This window comes from Undibacterium sp. Ji83W, from assembly GCF_049340385.1.
Lineage (GTDB): Bacteria > Pseudomonadota > Gammaproteobacteria > Burkholderiales > Burkholderiaceae_D > Undibacterium.
The window spans coordinates 243,388-264,565 of record NZ_JBMPOZ010000001.1; the positions used below are offsets into that span (position 1 = coordinate 243,388).

At 48.8% G+C, this 21,178-nt stretch carries 23 protein-coding genes, 2 tRNA genes and 1 riboswitch; of the genes, 14 read left to right on the forward strand and 11 right to left on the reverse strand.

From position 1 onward, the window contains the following. The first annotated feature begins 2 nt into the window (after window positions 1–2). From ACO0LD_RS01120 to ACO0LD_RS01165, 10 genes are all read left to right on the forward strand, one after another. Window positions 3–713 (forward strand): DUF3106 domain-containing protein, encoded by a 711-nt coding sequence (locus ACO0LD_RS01120; protein ID WP_423002901.1) that lies wholly within the window; start codon window positions 3–5, stop codon window positions 711–713. A gap of 4 nt (window positions 714–717) precedes the next feature. Continuing rightward, entirely contained in the window at window positions 718–1,236 is a 519-nt protein-coding gene (locus ACO0LD_RS01125; protein ID WP_423002903.1) for an RDD family protein, read from the forward strand. A 62-nt stretch (window positions 1,237–1,298) separates the two neighbouring features. After that, window positions 1,299–1,970 carry a TetR/AcrR family transcriptional regulator gene (locus tag ACO0LD_RS01130; protein ID WP_423002905.1) on the forward strand — a complete coding sequence of 224 codons (672 nt, stop codon included), beginning with the start codon at window positions 1,299–1,301 and terminating at the stop codon, window positions 1,968–1,970. After that, window positions 1,967–2,548, forward strand: a complete 582-nt coding sequence (locus ACO0LD_RS01135; protein ID WP_423002907.1) for a TIGR00730 family Rossman fold protein — start codon at window positions 1,967–1,969, stop codon at window positions 2,546–2,548. Before ACO0LD_RS01130 ends, ACO0LD_RS01135 begins: the two co-directional genes overlap by 4 nt. A gap of 106 nt (window positions 2,549–2,654) precedes the next feature. After that, window positions 2,655–2,864, forward strand: coding sequence for a DUF3460 family protein (locus tag ACO0LD_RS01140; protein WP_423002909.1), 210 nt, complete (start codon window positions 2,655–2,657; stop codon window positions 2,862–2,864). Window positions 2,865–2,913: 49 nt separating this feature from the next. Then, window positions 2,914–3,771 (forward strand): segregation and condensation protein A, encoded by an 858-nt coding sequence (locus ACO0LD_RS01145; RefSeq protein WP_423002911.1) that lies wholly within the window; start codon window positions 2,914–2,916, stop codon window positions 3,769–3,771. A gap of 39 nt (window positions 3,772–3,810) precedes the next feature. Continuing rightward, complete coding sequence (gene panC, locus ACO0LD_RS01150; protein ID WP_423002913.1) at window positions 3,811–4,650, forward strand: pantoate--beta-alanine ligase; 840 nt, start codon at window positions 3,811–3,813, stop codon at window positions 4,648–4,650. Beyond that, window positions 4,650–5,564, forward strand: a complete 915-nt coding sequence (locus tag ACO0LD_RS01155; protein WP_423002915.1) for a cobalamin-binding protein — start codon at window positions 4,650–4,652, stop codon at window positions 5,562–5,564. Before panC ends, ACO0LD_RS01155 begins: the two co-directional genes overlap by 1 nt. 93 nt (window positions 5,565–5,657) lie before the next feature. After that, entirely contained in the window at window positions 5,658–6,554 is an 897-nt protein-coding gene (gene rarD / locus ACO0LD_RS01160; protein ID WP_423002917.1) for an EamA family transporter RarD, read from the forward strand. A gap of 60 nt (window positions 6,555–6,614) precedes the next feature. Beyond that, window positions 6,615–6,714, forward strand: a riboswitch (TPP riboswitch). A 57-nt stretch (window positions 6,715–6,771) separates the two neighbouring features. Then, window positions 6,772–8,928, forward strand: coding sequence for a TonB-dependent siderophore receptor (locus ACO0LD_RS01165; protein ID WP_423002919.1), 2,157 nt, complete (start codon window positions 6,772–6,774; stop codon window positions 8,926–8,928). Between the two features lie 156 nt (window positions 8,929–9,084). On the opposite strand, the gene ACO0LD_RS01170 is transcribed toward ACO0LD_RS01165, so the two are convergent. The 11 genes from ACO0LD_RS01170 to ACO0LD_RS01220 form a co-directional block, all read right to left on the reverse strand. Further along, complete coding sequence (locus ACO0LD_RS01170) at window positions 9,085–9,837, reverse strand: CPBP family intramembrane glutamic endopeptidase (protein ID WP_423002921.1); 753 nt, start codon at window positions 9,835–9,837, stop codon at window positions 9,085–9,087. A 163-nt stretch (window positions 9,838–10,000) separates the two neighbouring features. After that, complete coding sequence (locus ACO0LD_RS01175; RefSeq protein WP_423002923.1) at window positions 10,001–10,552, reverse strand: TetR/AcrR family transcriptional regulator; 552 nt, start codon at window positions 10,550–10,552, stop codon at window positions 10,001–10,003. A gap of 387 nt (window positions 10,553–10,939) precedes the next feature. Then, on the reverse strand, window positions 10,940–11,515 hold the full coding sequence (locus tag ACO0LD_RS01180; RefSeq protein WP_423002925.1) for a hypothetical protein: 576 nt from the start codon (window positions 11,513–11,515) through the stop codon (window positions 10,940–10,942). Between the two features lie 98 nt (window positions 11,516–11,613). Then, on the reverse strand, window positions 11,614–13,071 hold the full coding sequence (locus ACO0LD_RS01185; RefSeq protein WP_423002926.1) for a Ppx/GppA family phosphatase: 1,458 nt from the start codon (window positions 13,069–13,071) through the stop codon (window positions 11,614–11,616). Between the two features lie 153 nt (window positions 13,072–13,224). Beyond that, the gene (locus ACO0LD_RS01190; RefSeq protein ID WP_423002928.1) at window positions 13,225–14,106 is read right to left on the reverse strand and encodes a class I SAM-dependent methyltransferase; all 882 of its coding nucleotides are present in this window, start codon (window positions 14,104–14,106) and stop codon (window positions 13,225–13,227) included. A 174-nt stretch (window positions 14,107–14,280) separates the two neighbouring features. Further along, window positions 14,281–14,356: transfer RNA gene (locus ACO0LD_RS01195), tRNA-Lys, on the reverse strand. A 65-nt stretch (window positions 14,357–14,421) separates the two neighbouring features. Further along, window positions 14,422–14,497, reverse strand: a tRNA-Lys gene (locus ACO0LD_RS01200). A 170-nt stretch (window positions 14,498–14,667) separates the two neighbouring features. After that, window positions 14,668–15,429 carry a tol-pal system protein YbgF gene (gene ybgF, locus ACO0LD_RS01205; RefSeq protein ID WP_423002930.1) on the reverse strand — a complete coding sequence of 254 codons (762 nt, stop codon included), beginning with the start codon at window positions 15,427–15,429 and terminating at the stop codon, window positions 14,668–14,670. Between the two features lie 95 nt (window positions 15,430–15,524). Beyond that, a complete protein-coding gene (gene pal, locus ACO0LD_RS01210) occupies window positions 15,525–16,052 on the reverse strand; it encodes a peptidoglycan-associated lipoprotein Pal (protein ID WP_423002932.1) in 528 nt (175 codons plus the stop codon). Between the two features lie 34 nt (window positions 16,053–16,086). Further along, window positions 16,087–17,364 carry a Tol-Pal system beta propeller repeat protein TolB gene (tolB, locus tag ACO0LD_RS01215; protein ID WP_423002934.1) on the reverse strand — a complete coding sequence of 426 codons (1,278 nt, stop codon included), beginning with the start codon at window positions 17,362–17,364 and terminating at the stop codon, window positions 16,087–16,089. A 15-nt stretch (window positions 17,365–17,379) separates the two neighbouring features. Continuing rightward, window positions 17,380–18,243, reverse strand: a complete 864-nt coding sequence (locus tag ACO0LD_RS01220; protein ID WP_423002936.1) for an energy transducer TonB — start codon at window positions 18,241–18,243, stop codon at window positions 17,380–17,382. Window positions 18,244–18,560: 317 nt separating this feature from the next. Here ACO0LD_RS01220 and ACO0LD_RS01225 point away from each other — a divergent pair, with 317 nt between their 5' ends. The 4 genes from ACO0LD_RS01225 (at window position 18,561) to ACO0LD_RS01240 (ending at window position 21,110) form a co-directional block, all read left to right on the forward strand. After that, window positions 18,561–18,956 (forward strand): VOC family protein, encoded by a 396-nt coding sequence (locus ACO0LD_RS01225; protein WP_423002938.1) that lies wholly within the window; start codon window positions 18,561–18,563, stop codon window positions 18,954–18,956. Between the two features lie 90 nt (window positions 18,957–19,046). After that, the gene (locus ACO0LD_RS01230; protein ID WP_423002940.1) at window positions 19,047–19,598 is read left to right on the forward strand and encodes a cytochrome b; all 552 of its coding nucleotides are present in this window, start codon (window positions 19,047–19,049) and stop codon (window positions 19,596–19,598) included. A gap of 92 nt (window positions 19,599–19,690) precedes the next feature. Beyond that, a complete protein-coding gene (locus tag ACO0LD_RS01235) occupies window positions 19,691–20,620 on the forward strand; it encodes a hypothetical protein (RefSeq protein WP_423002942.1) in 930 nt (309 codons plus the stop codon). A gap of 7 nt (window positions 20,621–20,627) precedes the next feature. Then, complete coding sequence (locus ACO0LD_RS01240) at window positions 20,628–21,110, forward strand: GNAT family N-acetyltransferase (protein WP_423002944.1); 483 nt, start codon at window positions 20,628–20,630, stop codon at window positions 21,108–21,110. Window positions 21,111–21,178: the final 68 nt, after the last annotated feature.

A 21,178-nucleotide genomic window follows, 5' to 3' on the forward strand; every position in this document is an offset into this window, starting at 1 on the left:
TAGTGACGTTTGCGTTAATACCGAATTCTGTCTGTCTCATTATTCTGTCTCTTGCAATACCGCTGGCTTTTGCTGGCGGTATTTCTGTTCCTGCGTCCAATCCACAAAGTACGGCTAAAGCCAGCAGCAGTTTGCTGGGTGGCAGCACCCTGAGCAAGCCTTTGTGGATAGAATTAAGTGCAGCGCAAAAGCAGGCTCTGGCACCGCTGAGTCCGGAGTGGGACAAGATGTCCGAGCTTGGTAAGAAAAAATGGCTGGAGATCGCCAATCGTTATGCGACGATGAAGCCAGATGAGCAAGCCCGACTACAAGAACGTATGCGCGACTGGGTCAAATTGACACCAGAGCAACGTATGGCCGCGCGTGAAAATTACGCAAAGTCAACGCAACTCAAGCCCGAGCATAAATCTGCTCAGTGGCAGCAATACCAGCAGTTAAGCGAAGAAGAAAAAAAACGCCTGGCTGATGAAAATCAAAAAAAGAAAAGTGTAACCAATCTGCCATCTGAATCTGTCAAGAATCCAAAAATTCTGGCACCGATCAAAGTTGGCCCCAAGCCTGTCGCTGCAACTGCTACTACTGCACCAGTTGCAAAAGCAGTGACGCCACCAGCGACTGTCACTGCAGCACCTGCCTCAGCCGCAATTGCAGGCTCTGGGTCCAGTACGACAGATACAACGGCAGCAAGCATCCCCGCATCCTCAAGCAAGTAATCCTGTGAATTCTGATCTGATCGCTCCAGCTATACGCCGCCGCCTGATTTGCATGGTCTATGAAGCCATGCTCTTGTTTGGCATTGTTTTTGTTTCTGGCTTTATTTTTGACGTCATCACGCAGAGCAGGCACGCCCTGATGTTGCGTCACGCCCGCCAGTTCTGGCTGTTTGTGGTCATTGGCACCTATTTTGTATTCTGCTGGAGCCGTAGCGGCCAAACCCTGGCCATGCAAACCTGGCGCATTAAAGTGGTGGATCTGGATGGCGGCAAACTGCCTGTCATCAAAGCCACCGTCCGCTATTGCCTGGCCTGGATGTGGTTTTTGCCTGCCATGGCGCTGGACTATCAATTGGGCCTGAAAGAATGGCAAATGGCTGGCATAGTAATCGCTGGCATGCTGGCCTGGGCTTACACCGCCCGCTTTGACAAGCAAGGGCAATTTCTGCATGACCGTCTGGCCAAGACCAGATTGATTCACATTCCCTCAGAAATTGAACTGAAAGCACAGTCAAAAGCCTGATACTCTTTTGATGTTGCGTTTTCAATGTTATTCTTATGAAATAAATTATCGAGAAGAATGACATGCAACACAAAGCTCCTCGTCGCACCAGGGAACGCATACTTGAACTATCTCTGCGCCTCTTCAATGAATTCGGTGAACCCAATATCACCACGACCGTGATTGCCGAGGAAATGAATATTTCCCCAGGCAATCTGTATTATCATTTCCGCAATAAAGATGACATCGTTAATTCCATCTTTGTGCAGTTCGAGGCAGAAATCAACAAGAAACTGGCCTTCCCCGAAGGGCGCAAAGCCAATATTCAGGATATCTGGACTTATCTGCACCTGACGTTTGAACTGGTCTGGCGCTATCGCTTTTTCTATCGTGACTTGAATGATTTGCTGTCCAGAAACCGCAAACTGGAACTCAACTTCAAAGAAATACTGACGCACAAGATCAAGGTAGCGACGGAATTGTGTAACGGCTTGCGCGCCGACGGCGAGTTTGAAGCCAACGACATAGAGATTGATGCCCTAGCCACTAATATGGTAGTAGTCGCAACTTACTGGCTGTCGTATGAATATGTGCGCAATCCGCGCAAATATACCGAATTGCAAACCATGTCGGAGTCACTGGCTCGTGGCTGTTATCAGGTGATCGTCCTGATCAGCCCTTACCTGCGTGGCGAAACCAAGAATGTCTTTGAAAAACTGTCGCAAGACTATTTGCGCAAGATCAATCCTGCATGAAAAACATTTGCGTTTATTGCGGCTCCTCTCCCGGCATCACTGAAGACTACGCCATTGCAGCGCGCCAACTGGCCGCTCAACTGGTCAGGCAAGACCTTGGCCTGGTATATGGTGGCGGCAATGTCGGCCTGATGGGTGTCATCGCGGATGAAGTCATGCGCCTGGGCGGCAGAGTAACAGGTGTCATCCCTAAAGCGCTGATGGACAAGGAAGTCGGCCACACTGCCCTCAGCTCGCTGCATATTGTTGCCAATATGCATGAGCGCAAAGCCATGATGGCGGAATTATCGGATGCCTTCATCGCCATGCCCGGTGGCATAGGCACACTGGAAGAATTATTTGAAGTACTGACTTGGTCACAACTGGGCTTTCATGAAAAACCTGTTGGTTTATACAATATCAATGATTTCTACCAGAAGTTACATGATTTTCTCTTGCATACGGTAGAACAAGGTTTCCTGCGGCCTGCGCATCTGGATTTGCTGTATATAGAAACAGATCCTGCTCAGCTATTAAAAAAGTTTGCAGAGTATCGCCCTGTCCACGTCAAAAAATGGCTGGAAGACAAGGATCTGTAATTTCTTTGTCTGGCTTGAGTGTTTCCCCCACGGGCAAAATGATATTCAGATTTCAAAAGCAGAGTAAAATGCGGCTTCATCCGACTTTTTGTGTTTATTTCAAATTATGAAATTCTCCAAGCAATTCTCGTTGTACGAATCTGAAGCAACCAACTTCATCAAAGATTTAAAAAAAGCCAATCCTGCGCTGGAGCAAAGCCAGCGTGATGGCCGTGCCCTGCTGTGGGACAAACAGGCGATAGATCTGGATACGCAAAAACGCACTCAGGAATCGCGCATCAATCAGCAAGCCTACGTGTATCAAAACAAGGGCTGATTGAGCCTGCGTCAATATATAAGCCGCACAGCGATAATCCGGAAAGCTTGTGACCTCCACAAACGCTTTAACGCCAACCGACTTACCTTTGGTTGGCACAGTCGACAGCACGCCTGATGTTGTCGATGGTTTGGCGTTTGCCAAACTGTATGGCGAGCCGCTATTCAAGCTGCCAAATGATCTCTACATTCCGCCTGATGCACTGGAAGTATTCCTGGAAGCATTTGAAGGCCCGCTGGACTTGCTGCTGTACCTGATACGCAAACAAAACTTCAATATCCTCGACATCCCCATGGCGCAAGTCACGCTGCAGTATTTGCAGTATGTCGAACAGATACGCAAACACAATCTGGAACTGGCGGCTGAGTATTTGTTGATGGCAGCCATGCTCATCGAAATCAAATCGCGCATGCTGCTGCCGTCGAACAAAAGCAAAGACAGCGAAGAAGCCGATGATCCACGTGCAGAACTGGTACGCCGTCTGCTCGAATATGAACAGATGAAGCTGGCAGCCTATGACCTGAATGCGGTGCCGCAACTGGGGCGTGACTTTTTGCATGCCCAGGTGTTTGTCGAACAAAACACCGTGCTGCACTGGCCGCAAGTTGATATCGCCGACCTGCAGTCTGCCTGGGCTGATGTACTGAAGCGTGCTACTCTCGTCGCCCATCACAAGATCAGCCGAGAAGAACTCTCGGTGCGTGAACACATGACAGGTATTTTGCGCAAGCTGCAGTCATCCAAGTTTGTAGAATTCTCTGACCTGTTTGATGTCAGCCGTGGTGCGCCGGTGCTGGTCGTGAATTTTGTCGCCCTGCTTGAACTGGCCAAAGAGACCCTGATAGAAATCACCCAGGCCGAAGCCTTTGCACCCATCTACGTGCGTCTGGCCTATTCCCCAGCCTGATCGCAAGAATAAAACTATTCCTCACTAAAGAGCCGTAACATGAAAATCATTTCCTCCATTGAAGAATTGCGCGACCAGTTGAGCGGACAATTGCGTACTGCATTTGTGCCAACCATGGGCAATTTGCATGAAGGGCATCTATCCCTGATGCGGCTGGCAAAAAAACATGGTGACCCTGTAGTCGCCTCAATTTTCGTGAATCGCCTGCAATTTGGTCCGAATGAAGATTTCGACAAATACCCGCGCACTTTCCAGGCTGACGTAGAGAAGCTGGAAAAAGAAGGCGTGTATGTCTTGTTTGCGCCGACTGAAAAAGACTTGTACCCAGAACCGCAAGAATACCGCGTGCGCCCACCAGATGACCTGGGCAATATACTCGAAGGCGAATTCCGCCCCGGCTTCTTTACCGGCGTCACCACCGTCGTATTAAAACTGTTCTCTTGCGTACAGCCACGCGTTGCTGTCTTCGGCAAAAAAGATTACCAGCAGCTCATGATAGTGCGCAATATGAGCAAGCAATTTGCCCTGCCTACCGAAATCATCGCCGCAGAAACTTTCAGGGCAGAAGATGGTCTTGCCCTGTCTTCACGCAATATGTATCTGTCGCCAACAGAACGTGCTGAAGCACCGGCCTTGTATAAAGTCTTGAATGAAGTCGCGGAAGAAGTACGCGCCGGCCATCTGGATATGTTTGAACTTGAGCGTCAGGCCATGGCAAAACTGGCAGCGCGCAACTGGAAACCGGATTACATCTCCATACGCAAACGCGCGGACCTGCAACCGCCATCTGCTGGTGATATCGCCCAGCAATCACCGCTGGTTGTAGTAGCTGCCGCCAAGCTGGGCGGTACGCGCCTGATCGACAATCTGGAAATCTGATGCGCCGCTTGCAATTGCTAACAGGCAGCGTTGCACTTGCAAGCTGCCTCATCGTGGGCCTGGTCGGGAGCCTTGCATTACCTGCTGTTGCCCATGCATCCATCACAGTACTGGACGATGCACAACGCCAGGTCACGGTTGAGAAGCCCGCGCAACGCATCGTCAGCCTGGCACCGCATATTACCGAGATGCTGTTTGAGGCTGGTGCGGCAAATAACATCATCGCAGTGACCGATTACAGTGACTACCCCGAAGCTGCAAAAAAACTGCCGTCGATAGGTAATATTTTCGCTCTGGATCTGGAACGTTTGCTCGCTCTCAAACCTGACTTGGTTATTGTATGGGGTACTGGCAATGCAAAAATCCTGGCCAATAAATTGCGCAGCAACCACATCACTGTCTTTGAAAGTGAGCCCCATAATTTTGAAATGGTGGCAACTTCGATAGAAAGACTGGCGACACTGGCTGGCACAGAAAGTACTGGTAAAGCCAATGCACAAAAGTTCAGGCAGCGTCTCGACAATCTGCGCAAGACTTATCAATTGCCAGCGGGGGCAGCACCTGTCAGCGTATATTATCAAATGATACGCAGGCCATTGATGACCATCAATGACACGCATATGGTGTCCGACTCCATACGTCTGTGCGGCGGCAAAAATGTATTTGGCCAGCTCAAGGAACTGAGTTCCACGATCACCAATGAAGCAGTGCTGGCGGCGAACCCTGATGTCATCTTCAGCAGCGGTGAAAATATCGACAGCATGGCAGACTGGAAGCAATACCCCATCCTGACAGCCGTAAAGAAAAATAATTTCTATGCAGTCAAAGGTGACTGGCTGAACCGAGCCGGGCCGCGCATACTTGATGGTACAGAAGCACTCTGCAAGCATCTGGCCGCAGCAAAAGCAAAATAGGCTTGCGCAAGGCACGCGCAGCAAACAATTCATTTTGCAGCGATAATGTGAGTCTTGCTTGCTGCTGCAAGCTCAATTGATTGATTGCTTCTCATGCGCCAAGGTATTTTGTTTGCAGGCTCCGCTTATTTGCTCTGGGGCCTGTTCCCCATCTATTTCAAAGCCCTGCACGACGTACCAGCACTGGAAATCCTTCTGAATCGCATGCTGTGGTCGCTGCTATTCCTGGTCGGTGTCCTGACCTGGCGCAAACAATGGAGCTGGGTCAGGGTAGCAGCGAAACAACCTAAACTGATTGCTGGATTTGCATTGAGTGCAGTACTGTTATCCGCCAACTGGTTTGTATATATCTGGGCAGTCAATCACGGCCACATCGTTGATGCCAGCCTTGGTTATTTCATTACCCCTCTCGTCAACATCCTGATCGGCTCTGTCCTTTTGCGTGAAAAACTGCGCCCTGGTCAGTGGTTGTCAGTGGCCCTGGCTGCCGTGGGTGTCGCCTGGCTCACCATACAGACGGGCCATTTACCATGGATAGGCCTGGTGCTGGCGACCACCTTTGGTACTTACGGCTTGCTGCGCAAGACCTCTGCCCTGGGTGCACTTGAAGGCTTGTCGCTGGAAACCGCCCTGCTCTTCCCGTTTGCATTTGCATGGTTATGCTGGATGACTGTACAGGGGCAAAACACTTTCATCGCCAGCGGTGTCGATATCAAAATGCTGTTACTCATCAGCGGCCCGATTACCGCCATCCCCCTGCTCCTGTTTGCTGCTGGCGCGCGGCGCATACCGATGACGACACTGGGCTTATTGCAATACATCTCGCCCCTGGTGCAATTATTGATTGGTGTCTGGCTATACCATGAACCTTTTGACTCAAATAAACTGGCAGGTTTTATCGCTATCTGGGCAGCTTTGGTCGTGTATTCGGCTGAGGGTTTATGGCGTAATTTCAGAACTGTCAAAATCGAAGCAAAACAAGGCATTTAGGCATCAAATCGTCCCCAAAAGCCACGGAAAAGCCGTGCTAATGGTTTCGTGTTAAACTGCAGCCTACGCTAGGGGTCCTGGGAGCAATAGTTTCCGGGTGAGAGAGTCCCTTCTACCTGATCTGGATAATGCCAGCGAAGGGAAGCGCAAAGTCCCGGCTCCTCCTGCTTCTTTGTTTGCTCCCGCGCTGTCACCCACAACGCACCAAGAGCAAACCATGTCTAACAATACTGTCAATACTGTATTACGCCCACGCTTATTACGACCTACTGTCATTGCCTTTTCCATTGCCCAGGCTTGTCTGCTGCTATCGTCAGCTTATGCCCAGAGCACTCCAGGCAATGATAAATCGCTGCCAGAAGTGACGATCACTGGCAGCAAAGGTACGGAAACCAAGGTCGAACGCAGCAAGGTCACTGGTTTTATTGATGCAGCGCTATTGGATACGCCCAGCTCTGTCAATGCCTTCAGCACAGCGCAGATGCAAGACTTGCGCATACGCCAGACTACCGATGCGATGAAGTTTGATGCCAGCGTCAATGATGCTTATAACGCCATTGGTTATGCTGAGCAATTTTCGATACGCGGCTTTGCCCTGGATAATTCCAGCAGTTATCGCAAGGACGGTTTTGCCATACCAGGCGACGCCTCTATCCCACTGGAAAACAAGGAACGCATAGAAATACTCAAAGGTATTGCAGGCTTTCAGGCTGGTTTTGGCACACCAGGTGGCATCATCAATTATGTGACCAAGCGCCCGACCAGCTATGCCGTTCGCTCTGCTACATTTGAAATCAGTGAGCGCGGTACTGTGTATGGCGCTGCCGATATCAGTGACAATTCCAGCGACAAGCAGTTTGGCTTCCGCATCAATGCAGCGGGTGAACGCTTGCGTTCTTATGTCAAAGGTGCGGATGGTCAACGCCAGTTTGTTTCTGCTGCATTTGACTGGCACATCACGCCGCAAGCCCTTTTGCAAATCGATGCTGACTACCAGCATAAATCACAATTGTCGGTACCTGGCTTTCAATTATTCAATGGTACAGATTTGCCACGCGGCGTTCCTGCGGATCTGATGCTGAATGCCCAGCCCTGGGCAAAACCAGTAGACACTCGCAACAGCAATCTGGGCCTGCGTTTTGAATATCAGATCAATGCTGACTGGCGCGCCAGTGTCTCTGCCAACAAGCATGAATTCAAGCGCGATGACTACACCGCCTTTCCTTATGGCTGTGGTGCAGCCAATCTGTACCCGGGCTATTGCGCGAATGGTGACTATGATGTGTATGACTATCAAAGCGTCAATGAATCCAAATCACTGTGGGGCACACAAGCCCTGCTGAATGGCAAATTCAATCTGGGTGGTATGCAGCATGAGCTGGCTGTTGGTCTCAGCAATTCACAGCGTAAAGATTATTTTGGCGACTATGTGTATGACTATGCAGGCAGTAGCAATTTGTTCCGTCCTGTCAGCGTAATGCCATCGGCAAATAAAACCGGCCCGGTCTTCTTGCGCCGCACGGACAAAGAATGGTCTGCATTTGTACAAGACATTATCAGTCTGCAAGACAATCTGAAACTGCATCTGGGTCTGCGTCATTTGAACATCTCGCGCACGCAGTTTGATAATCCTGGCTATGACCAGAACAAGTTCCTGTCGACGGCAGCGCTGGTATTCAAACCGACGCAGCAAGTTTCTGTCTACGGCAGTTTTGCACAAGGCCTGGAGCATGGTGGCATCGCCCCTTTTGGAACCAGCAATGAAAATAAAATGCTGAACCCGGGCAAATCCACGCAAATTGAATTTGGCGTAAAGGCAGATGTGCAGCGCGACCTGAGCCTGTCTGCAGCTATCTTCCGCATCAAGAAGCCGCTGGAATATACCAATAGCAGCAATACCTATGTCAGCAATGGCGAAGCCTTGCACACTGGCCTGGAACTCTCAGCCCAAGGCAAGCTGACATCACAACTGAATCTGGGTGCCAGCCTGACTGCGCTGGATGCCAAACAGCAAAACACTGGCATCAGCAGTCTGGACGACAAGCGTGTCATGAATGTGCCACGCTTCAAATCGACGATCTATACAGATTATGCCGTAGCTGAAGTCAAGGGTTTGAATCTGAATGCAAGCTGGCAATATGCCAGCAGCAAGGCATTCAGCCCGGACAATAGCGTGACTGTGCCCGGCTACCATGTAGTGAATCTGGGTGCGCGTTATGCGACACGAATTGGCAGTACAGCCACTACCCTGCGCTTCAATATCGACAATGCCCTGGACAAGTTTTACTGGCGTGATGTGACACAATCCCTGGGTGGCTATTTATTCCCAGGTGCGCCGCGTACTTATAAACTGTCGGCACAATTTGATTTCTGATGGAATCCAGATAGATTCGCTTCATAAAAAAGACAGGTTTTTAAACCTGTCTTTTTTTATTTCTGTTGCCTGCACATCTTGAATGCCGCCTGAATTATGGGTACAGCAATACGGCTAATTTGCGGCGAGCTGCTCTTGCTATCTGTCACAGCGATTTTACCAATTTGCACTTATGAGTCCGAAGCCGGCGATAATATCCCACCCCGCGTGTTCGATAATGCCAGCACGTATATTGCCTCGCCATTTGGCGAGAATACCCAGGATTAGTCCATGCAGCACGATTGCCACTACCGAGCTAAGGCCTTCATAGGCATGTCCGATACCGAACAGAATAGCCTGGAGCAAGATGGCAACGCCGACATTTCCCGTCATTGCTGCAAGCTGGCGCTGGAGATAACCCCGAAACACGATCTCTTCACATATGCCTGCACTGAATGATAAACATATCCAGGCAGTGACTCCCAATAAGCCGGTCGGTGTGGAAGAAAGAATGGGGTTGCCGGATTGCGAAGCATGGTCAGGCAAGAGAGTGTGCACACCGTATGAAAACGCATAAATAAGCGCGAATGCAAGTACTGCATAGGCACAATCGCTGATAAATTTATTCGGCGCAAAGAGCTTTAATTCAAAAAATTCCAAAACCGAACGGCCATAGCCTTGCATGCCTTTATAAATGAAAAATGCCCAATACCAGAGTATGGCGATCATGATCAAATTGGTTTTGATCATTTGAGACGGATCTGGTACATGGGGAACGGCAGGCTTGTTTGAAACGTTCAGCACACCGGCCACCAGCAAAATCATGACAATGCCAAACAAAGTCAAAGTATGTCTGGGTGAAGCCAATAATTTCTTTGGATTTGTTATTATTTCTGTCCCGCTTATTGAGGCGCTGTTGAGCTTGTTCATACTGGGTATATCCTTGTATTTGATGCGTATCGTGTGAGATAAAACATTTGAAAATTTTGTCAATGCTATGCAAACCGGACGTAGAAATCTAGTTGACTTCTGCTATTTTCCCTCTCGACGACTCTCAGGTTTTTACTTCCAAAAAGCATAGGACTCATGATCCCTATGTTTTGAATTTTTTTGTGTGCTGACCTAACAGCGAAACGAAGAATTTCAATGCGGCGGTAGTGCGCTCCAGGTCGCCTGTACTCATATAATCCAGCACCAGACCATCGATCACAGCGCTGCATAAGCTTGCGATTGTGCGGCGGTCGGCTGACTCAGGTATGCCATGTTCAAGCACTTCCAGCCAGCTGGAACTCGTATCGGATAGAAATTGCGCGTAGACTGCGGGATTTTGCAGCGCCAGCACCTGCACCTCAAACAGCAAGCGCACATAGCGAATATTTTCGCTATCGGTAATCCAGTTCCAGAACGACTCCATACTCGCTTCGCCCTGGATGGCATGCATCATTCTGATCACCGATTGCTGGACACGAGCGCGCACTTCCTCCATCACGACAGTGATCAGTTTTTCCTTGGATTCAAAGTGGTAGATTAATAATCGCGCACTGGTCCCGATTTTTTCTGCCAGTGGCCGCAACGATAACTCGGCCAGTCCATGGTCCAGAAAGTAGTTAAGCGCGTTGTCGCGCAGTTCATTTCGTCTATTCATGAAACGAATGTTACATGAAACATTCGTTTCATGTGTGAAATTATTGGAAAATGACTTATTTTTGACACATTTTAAAAATGGGCTTTCTGCCAGGCACCCACACTCAATCGACCGAACTTAAGCGTGCTGTCTGTTGCGTGGCAGTCGAATAATTGACTTGAACGGCTTCTGCACATGATCCTGAGCCTGGAGTTCAGGATTCGTAGCGATACGAGCAAACCTGACTGGCGATGGCTTGCAATGCCCGGGTTAAGCGCTTCGAGAGTTCAGTGCCGATTAGATGCGCCGCCAAATAATGTCTTAGGATGGAGTGCGGCTGATACCTCGCTCAGGACTTTGTTAAACCGACGAGCGAGGATATTGATTGAGCGAATGAAGGCTATACAGCTAACCGACAGCTTTTCCTTCACTTTTCTTGAAAGAAAAATAGTTAAGGAAAGGTAAGGCACCAAAGAGGACAAAGATTAATTGAACTACAAACAATAGAATTTTAATTAATCCATCTGTTGTGGATTGAATTCCAATGGAAGTAACTAAAATCAACATGGACGATGCACTCATATAATCCAGCCATACAGCAGGAGGAGCGACCTTTTTATTCAATTCGTTTACAGGTGAAAGATCAATTAATTTCCTCCCAAACCTGGTACGCAAGAACAAATAAATTACTTGTAAAAAAGGTGCATAAGAAAGAAGCTGCTGCGAATTTTCAACTTCAGTAAATAGCGTTACGCTATAAATTGTGCAAAATAATAAATTAGCAGTAATAAAAATCGGCAACAGGCTGCGATATTGATTCCATTCAATCACTCGTATTTCAGATCGCCATTTTTTCCCGATAAGCGGATACAGAATATTTATTCCAGAACCGTTTTTACCTGATAGTAATAACAAAATAAATCCTTTTTGTTCTACGTTAGCCCTGACAATTAATAAAACATTCGCAAAGTGGGCGCAAGCCACAAGCCATGCTCTTCGAAGTTTGACACTGTATATCGTGATTGGGAATAAATTCCGGTACAAAAAAAGACAGGTTTTTAAACCTGTCTTTTTGGGGATGATTAAACATTTGCTCTGACCAGAAAATCCACGCCTATCTCACGCCAGGCTTCAATTTCTTTTTGCAACCAGTAGGCCACTGTTGGATGGACACTGACCCAGTCACGCTTCATTTCCAGTTCAACCCTGCCCTTCATTTTCAGGCGCACATCTTCAAAATCAATTTCAGCGCGTGAATGCATGAGCATCACCGCCAGGCGCAGTGCCAGCACTGCCTTGGCAAAATCCTGGTCAGCCAGGCCGTCGCCCACTTTGCGCAAATTCCCTTTCTGGCTGAGGATGAGCTTGCTCATCACTCTTTGCTCACGCGTGGTAAAGCCCGCCATGTCGGCGTTCTCTATCATGTAAGCGCCATGCTTGTGATAGCCGGTATGTGAAATCACCATGCCAACCTCATGCAGGATCGCACTCCATTGCAATAAGCGCACATAGGTGTCACCGGCAGGTTTTAATTGCAGATATAGCGACTTCACCATATCTGCCACGCGGTTAGCGCGTGACATATCGGTACGGAATAAATTGGCAAAAGATTCTACGGCAACTTCACGGCGGTCGCGCCTGGTGGCACGCAGGTATAAATCCCACATCACGCCCATGCGCAAACCGGCTTCTATTGGCAGCAAGACAGTGATATTGAATTCTGTCATCAGACCTATGAGTATGGCCAGTCCACCAACCACCATGGCGACACGTTCAGGTTTGATGCCGCTGAGTTCCAGCTGATCTAACTGTCCGCATTGCACGCAGTATTGTTTGAGGGCATTCAGACTCTTCAGGGTCAAAGTGCCATCACCCAGACCACCTTTGCTGATGGCGTCAGAAATCGCACGCATGGTGCCGGAGGAGCCATAGGCCTTGCGCCAGTGTTGCGGCTGGTAAGGTGGTGCAGCATCTTCAAACATAGAGCGTGCTGACAGGATGGCTGCTTCAAATGCAGCATCCGTCAAACGTCCATCCGGGAAAAAGCTCGCGCTATGTTTGACCGTACCTATGCTAAAGGATTCCACCCTGAGAATTTCGTGGCCATGACCAAGTATCACCTCAGTCGAACCACCACCGATATCAAGCACCAGGCGGCGCTCGCCAGGCACTGCCACCGCATTCGATACACCTATATAAATCAGGCGGCCTTCTTCTTCACCAGAAATCACTTCAATAGGGCAACCTATGGCAGCCTCGGCCAGCGGCAATAATTGCGCAGCATTTTTTGCGATGCGTATGGTATTGGTGGCGACTACACGCAGACTTTCTACCGGGTAGGCATTCAGGATTTCACGAAAGCGCGCCAGGCAAGTAATTGCTTTTTGCATGGCCTCTGGCGTCAGGTTGCCATTTTTATCCAGGCCTGCTGCCAGGCGTATAGGGTCGCGCGCACTTTTGATGACTTTGATGACGTCACCTTCATGCCGCGCAATGTGCATGCGAAAACTGTTGGAACCCAGATCAACGGCGGCCAGCATGCTTTTTATCCTTTACTGAGTATGGGTGCAGCAATCAAAAAAACGCGTAGAAAAACCAGATGAATTACAGAATGAGCATAAATGATATTAATCATTTTTTATGACCATACAGTGACCTTGATAAGACGCGGTGGCCTGTGCGCCACAAAATACTCAAGGCTGCACAAAAAATCTTCTCTGCATGGCTTCCAGCCCCGTCGTTTTTAATACTTCGGCCAGGCGCTCCGCCGGTCGCTTGGCTGGCAAGCCTTTATATTCCGCCACGATCAGCTCGTTTTTCATCGAATGCTCCCATCCTACCAGTTCTGTGACTCTGACCTGATATCCATGCGCTTCCAGTTGCAGGCAACGCAGCACATTGGTGATCTGGCTACCAAATTCACGCGTGTGTATCGGATGACGCCACATTTCTGACAAAGGATTATTCTTTACCGCATCGCCTTTGGACTTGCGCAACTCTGCTGCCACTTCAGCCTGGCAACAAGGTACCAGCACCATGAACTGGGCCTTTTTCTTGAGAGCAAACTGAATTGCATCATCAGTCGCTGTATCACAGGCGTGCAGGGCAGTAACGATGTCGATTTTTTCTGGCAAGGCAGATGAAGTAATCGAATCGGCAACAGACAAATTCAAAAAAAACATGCCCGGGAAATCCAGACGCTGCGCTAACTCGGTTGAGCGCTGCACCAGTTCATCCCGCGTTTCTATGCCATAAATCCTGGCCTTGCTTTGCGCTTGTTCCGACTTGAAGAACAAGTCATACAGGATGAAGCCCAGGTAAGACTTGCCCGCACCATGATCCACCAGGCTGATATCGGCATGGTCTTGCTGCAATTTCTGCAATAGCGGTTCTATGAATTGGTACAGATGATAAACCTGCTTGAGCTTGCGGCGGCTATCCTGGTTCATCTTGCCATCACGCGTCAGGATATGCAGTTCTTTGAGCAACTCCAGCGACTGGCCAGGGCGTATCTCGTGCTTTTCCTGCACCTCAGGCGCGGCCTGCTTGTTTGCGCTGCCAGATTTCTTTTTCATGGTAATAAGCTCACTCAAAGTGATATGGGCATGATAGTCCCGCAATGAATCATATGACAGAAGGCCAGAGTGCGCTTTTGTCTTATATTGTTATTGCATTTTATGGGGAGTATGACATCAGCCGTGATGCAAAAACAAAAAAGGACTCAGGTATGACACCTGAGTCCTTTGTTTTGGTAGGCCGTGCGGGATTCGAACCTGCGACCAACGGATTAAAAGTCCGCTGCTCTACCAGCTGAGCTAACGACCCAAAACTGCTACATACTGCTAAAAAATTTAAAGACTTAGTAGTGCGACCTAAGTCTTTGGTATTCGTGGTAGGCCGTGCGGGATTCGAACCTGCGACCAACGGATTAAAAGTCCGCTGCTCTACCAGCTGAGCTAACGACCCGAAGACCAAAATTATAGTGTGTTTCGGCCACCCTGTCAACGGCGCTGAAGGAATAAGGAACTACAGGCCAATCAGGCTGGCCTTGTTTTATCGCCTTGTCATAGGAAAGCAGGGTCCGCAAGAGCAGTATGGCGCCGTCGCCATTATGCAACGGCCACTATGAGCCTGGCTTACTTCAATGCAGCCAAACGGCTCTTGGCTGCCTGGGCAGCTTCAGTATCCGGGTATTTGGCCAGCACGCTTTCCAGTACTTTTTTGGCAGCAGGTTTTTCTTTGAGTTCGATATGGCAAGAGGCGATATTCAACAAGGCATCGGGTGCCTTGGGATGATCAGGATAATTCTTTACCACTTGCTGCATGTTTAAAATGGTATTGCGGAAGTCACGCTGGGCGAAGTAAGAGAAGCCCAGCCAGTATTGTGCAGATCCGGCAAACGCAGACTGCGGATAGTTCGTCAGGAAATTGGTGAACGCTGGTGTTGCTGCTTTATAGTCACCTGCCTTGAACAGGGCCATGGCAGCATCAAATGTGCGCTGTTCATTGACGTCTACAGTCGCTTCCTGGCCATCTACGGTCATGCGCTTGGGCTCCATCTTGCGCACGCGGTTATCAAGGTCCACATAAAAATCTTGCTGGCGTTTTTGGGTATTTGCAAGATCATTCGACAAGACTTCTATCTGACCGCGTAATTTTGAAATCTCTGCGCGTAGCGCTTCATTTTCATTTGCCAGTTCCAGCGCCGTGCCTTTGTCTGCCTTGGTCTCCAGTTTGGAATCGAGCTTGACATTGACCGCATCCACTTTTGCTCGCAAGTCGAGTATGGCTTTGCGCGCTTCATCGTCGTCAAAAATACCGGCAGATGCCATGGAGGGCAAAAATGCGCAAGACAGCGCGGCAGCAAGAATGGTAGTGCGTATGGAATTGAGTTTCATGGCAATCTGAAAAAATGGATACGCACTGCACCTTCAACTGAAAGATGCAGCGCCAAATGCAAAGAAAGCCTCAACCGAGGCTTTCAAACACGAGATTACTTGTACAGAATATCGGAACGACGATTTTCTGCCCAGGAAGCTTCATCGCTACCTGTTGCCTTTGGTTTTTCCTTGCCCAAAGAAACTGCTTCGATCTGCGCATCAGACACACCCAGCAGTGTCAGGGATTTGCGTACTGCTTCTGCACGCTTTTGACCCAGTGCCAGATTGTATTCACGGCCACCGCGTTCATCGGTATTACCCTGGATCAGGATATTGCGGTTTTTGTTTGTGCCCAGGAACTTGGCATGCGCGTCGATCACTGGTTTGAATTCTTCTTTTACAGCATAGCTGTCATAGTCAAAATACACGCTACGTTTGGCCAATGCACCTTGCGTCAACGGATCAACAGTTGCAGTGACTTGTTTCACTGAATTTGTGTCAGTGTTGGTCGCTGTTGTTGTCGTTGTTGATTTTTCTTCGACCTTTTTGTCTTCCAGAGGCACTTTGGAAGCGCAAGCTGTCATCAGAACAACGCTGGAAATCAAGATTGCCAGGGTTTTGGATTGGGATGTAGTACGCATTTTCTCTCCTGATTAATCAATTGGTAAATACTGCTTATTTCATGAAAGGACCCCAGGTGGGCTCCCGAATATCTCCGGCCTGGACCGTCAATTTCTGTTTCACCTTGCCATCAATAGACACTACTGCAAGCGCACCACGACGGCCAGATTCGGTTGCGTACATGATGTAACGTCCATTTGGTGAAAAACTCGGTGACTCGTCCTTGGTGGTATCAGACAGTCTTAATTCCTGGCCGCTGGCCAAGTCCAGTGCATATAACTGGAACTTGCCATCACGACGTGAAATATAAGCCAAAGTCTTGCCGTCAGGGGATATTCTTGGGGTGATATTATACGTGCCGTTAAAAGTTACACGTTTAGGCTCACCGCCGCCAACACTAATTTTATAAATTTGCGGACCGCCACTACGGTCGCTCAGGAAGTAAATCGACTGGCCATCAGCAGAAAATTGTGGCTCAGTATCAATCGAAGAGCTGGTGGTCAATTTTTGCAGGTTACCGCCATTCGCGCTCACCGTAAAAATCTGGGTCTGACCATCGCGTGACAACGCCACTGCCAGCTTGCTACCGTCTGGTGACCATGCTGGGGCTGAATTATTACCCTTGAAATTGGCAACTTCAGTTCTTTCACCGGTGATCAGGTTTTGCACCAGAATCACAGGCTTGCGCTTTTCAAAGGACACATAGGCGACCTTGGTGCCGTCTGGTGACCAGGAAGGGGAAATGATGGGCTCGGAAGAACGCAAGGCGATTTTAGTACCTTCGCCATCGGCATCCGCCACTTCCAGGCGATATTCAGCACCAGCCTTGGTTACATAGGCGATGCGGGTAGAAAAAATACCGCGCACGCCAGTCAGTTTTTCATAGATATCATCCGCAATCCTGTGCGCGGTCAGGCGTACGTTGGCTGGTGGCGCAGTCACAGAAAAACCGGACAAGGTGCTGGATTTAACAGTATCAAACAGTTTATAACGCACATCAAAACGGCCATCGGCCAGACTTTGCACGCTACCGACTACCAGTGCATCTGCACCCTTGGCTTTCCAGTCACCAAAATTGACGACGGCATTTTCGTTCAGGACGACATTCGCATCAATAATCTTGAAGTAACCGCTGCGGGTCAGATCATCCCTGATGATGCTGGTCACTTGCTGAGGGGTAAGAGCCTCGTCGGTAAAACCAGCAATAGCGATAGGTATCTGATTAGAACCTACGCCTGACACTTCTACCCTGATCTGGGCATAAGCCGGTGCAAGGCCAGATAAGTTAGCTACTGCAGCAATCACCGCAGTCACAGCAATTTTTTTCAACATGGACATCATTGGAGTTTATTCTTCCTTCATACGATAAACCAGCGTCAGGCTGGAAGGGACTTGACCAGTCTTGTCACGTGGAAAGGGAGCAGACTTTTCTATACCTGCAGCCACCGCATCATCAAAACCGGGAATCCCAGAGGATTTAACTTTGCGTATTCCACCACGGAGTGATCCATCTGGCAATAGGTTAATGCTGTATTCCACTGTAGGATTACCGGCCGTGCTGTCAATTCCACTGAAATTCGTGTTCGATCTGACCTTGGCAGCAATTTTTGCGATATAGCTTGGGTCGCCGCGGTTGTTCCCGGTGGATTTTTCACTGGTTCCAGAACCACCGCTACCTGTAGTTGCAGCCTGTTTGGTGACACGCGCCAGTTCATCTTTAAACAGTTTGTCGGTCTTTTCTTTTTCCTTGACCAGCAATTTCTTTTTTTCAGCCGCTTCCTGAGCCAGTTTTTCTTCCTTGCGTTTTTGCTCGGCGAGTTTTTCCTGCTGTTCTTCTTTGCGCTTTTTCTCAGCCAATTCACGCTGATGCTCTTCTTCTTTTTTCTTTTCGAGCAATTTACGCTTTTTTTCCTGTGCCAGGGCGATTTCAGGGTCTTCCTGACGCACTTCTTCCTTTACCGGTACAGGCTCTTTAGGTTTTTCTTCTATGATGGGTTCAGGAACAGGGACAGGTTTGGGGGCGGCTTCGCGGGTGGTCATATCCCAATACTCGGCCTCGATTACGGGGCTTTCCTTATTTTGCCAGCTCACGCCTATCCACAAAAAACTTAACAAAACAATATGCACGACAGCAGCCAGTGCGATGGCTCGCAGTTGCCCTGTCTGTTGCTGATGAAAATCCGGATGTGCTTGATTAGAAACCTGATTCATAGTCCTTAAGACTTTATTTGCCTGACTTGGTTCCGGAGATGTTGACCATGTCAGTGACAAAAAATGCGCATTAAAGTTGTAACGGCTGAAATTATAAACCGCAACTGGCTTTTTCCCCAGAGTTCGTCACAAAGTACGAAGTCTGACATCTATATTAACGCATAACAAAAAACCAATCCGTGTAAAATTTGTAAGCGATTTGCGTATATGCTGGAGAAGATGGTCTGAATGCAGCTTCACTCCATCCTTCCGTTTAGGTGCCAATGATGTCAAAAATTCATTCCGCACTTACTCATCTCATAGAGCGAAGGAAAATCATGTCACATTTACCAAACCCAGGTGCCGTCATCTACGCCAAGGACTTGAGCAAACTCAGCTGTTTTTACGAACAGGTCTTGCAGTTGACCGCGACTCATGCTGATGACGACTACACTATTCTTGAGTTGCCACATTTTCACTTGGTCATCCATGCCATCCCTGCACAGATTGCAAGTACTTTTGAGATATCGACTCCGCCGCAGCGCCGGGCAGACACTGCCATCAAATTAATGCTGCCCGTTGCCAGCATCAGCAAAGCCAGGGATGCCGCGGTGAGCCTTGGTGGGCAAATCGATGGAGCAAACTATGAATGGGAATTCCAGCATTACCGTATATGCGATGGGCATGACCCTGAAGGCAATGTGATTCAAATCAGGGAATTTTTACCCAGATAAGTGCAGTGGCAATCCTGAATCTTGCGACGTATTTTGAAACTTTAAGTTCTGCCATCTGTCCATTTCATCTTTAACAGATGGAAGAATCAGATGATGGATAAAGCAGACAAACTCAGCAAGATCACTATTTCTTTGCACTGGATCACAGCGGTCGTCATCATGGGCTTATGTGCTGCGGGCTTATATATGACGCGCGCTGAGGCATGGGCTTTATATCCGGTACATAAATCCATAGGCGTGCTGGTCTTTTTTATCGCCCTGTTGCGTGTCATCTGGCGCGTCAGAAATGGCTGGCCTGCAGCAGCGGCAGATTATTCCCAAATTGAACAGCGGATGGCAAAGATCGTCAAATGGGTATTGATCATAGCAACACTAGCCTTGCCCATCACCGGCATGCTGTTTTCAGGCGCCAGCGGTCATGGCTTTGGCATATTCGGCCTGGTCATCGTGCCAAGCCAGCATATGCCTGGCGACCCCGACCAGGTGTTAGCCTACAGCGAATTCTGGGCAAAGACTGGTGAAAGCTTGCACCAGGCAACTGCCTATATACTGATTGCCGCCATTCTTTTGCATTTGGCTGGTGCATTCAAACACCACTTCATCGACAAAGATGCCACCTTAAAGCGCATGTTGGGCAAGTAATTTATCATACTGACGATGTGTCCATGATATTGAAAAATTACCGCACGCATCATCTTTGAGTGCCAACAATTCATTTTAAGAAAGCCGCAAGCATGCACCATTCCATTTCTACGCTAAGACAACAACTGACAGGGATGAGCTGGTTTGATTTTTTTAAAATACTGATGATGGTTTTCATTGCCAGTCTCTTGCTGACCATAGCATTGCCGTCTTATGCGGTGCTGTTAAAGAAAGCAACAACGATTAGCTTGTTGCTCGTAATTGTCTTGAAAGACTTGCTGGAAGCACCAGCGGCCCTGCGTCGCGCAAAGGCAAGCAGGCATCATGGCGGCAATTGGCTGCAATTTCTCGCCGCGTTTCTACCACCAGAATTTCCGGCGGTATTTCGCTTGGAGCGCACAATGTGGGCAGGATGCTGGCAATGGCTGACAAGGAAAACACCTGCAGCACCTGTTCCAGGCAGGGTCTTTGGTTTTTGGGACAAGGGCAGCTACAGCACTATCTTCATCGTTGTCCTGCTTGCCCTCGCCACTGAAGTACCCTTCTCTGCCCTGATGGTCAGTTTGATGGCGCCCGATGCGCATACTCGCACGCTCGTGCATGGCATCATGCTAATGCTGACGATGTATTCCATGGTCTGGTTGCTGGGTGACCGCTACTGGGTCAGGCACAGCTATCACGTGCTGACCGAAGATGCCTTGCACCTGCAACTTGGCAGCAGAAGTTCAGGTGTGATTCCTTATGCGGCTATTTGTAGCTGCGAGAGATTTGCTGTCGATGACAAGCAGCCGTCATGGAAAAAATTTGATTACCCAGAAAATTCCATCGTCATTACTCCTTTTGACAAACCGAATCTGCTCATCAAGCTGCATGCAAATGCACAGGTGCGGATAAATCATTTTCAATTACAAAAAACTGATGTGCAGCAGATTTATCTCTATGTTGATGAGCCAGGGCAGCTAGCGGCAGCGCTGCAAGCCTGTCTGGCAACCCAGGAAATAGCTGTAAGTAAATTGATATGAGAAAAAAATGATGCAATTTAAAAACCTGGCAGAAACTGATATCAATGTGTTGCTGGAGATGCTCATCGCCTTGGGCCATAGCGATGGCGTCGCAGAAATACACACGGACGCAACTGCTCTGAGGCTGGCACTATTTGGTAAAGATCCTGCTGTCACCGCCAAGTTTGTGGTGATGGATGAAGTCGTTGCAGGCTTTGTCATTTACTCCTGGAAATGGGGTACCTTCACAGGCGTGCGCGACATGTATATGCAAGCCATCTACATACGTCCAGAATTCCGCCGTCAGGGTTTGGGACGCGCCATCATGCAACAACTGGCCAGCATCGCTGTCGATGAAGGCTGCTCCAGAATAGAATGGCTGACAGTCAAGGACAAACAAATGAGCAAGGAGTTTTATGACTCAATCGGTGCAGTAGAGGCAAGCCACATGGTAGTGCGCCGCGTACAGGGCGAGGCTTTGCATAAGCTGGCTGGCTCATCCATGCCTTAAGGTTTGCAGATATTAGTAAACGAGTTAGATGAGCCTGGAAAGTCAGCACTATAGTGGTCACACATCAA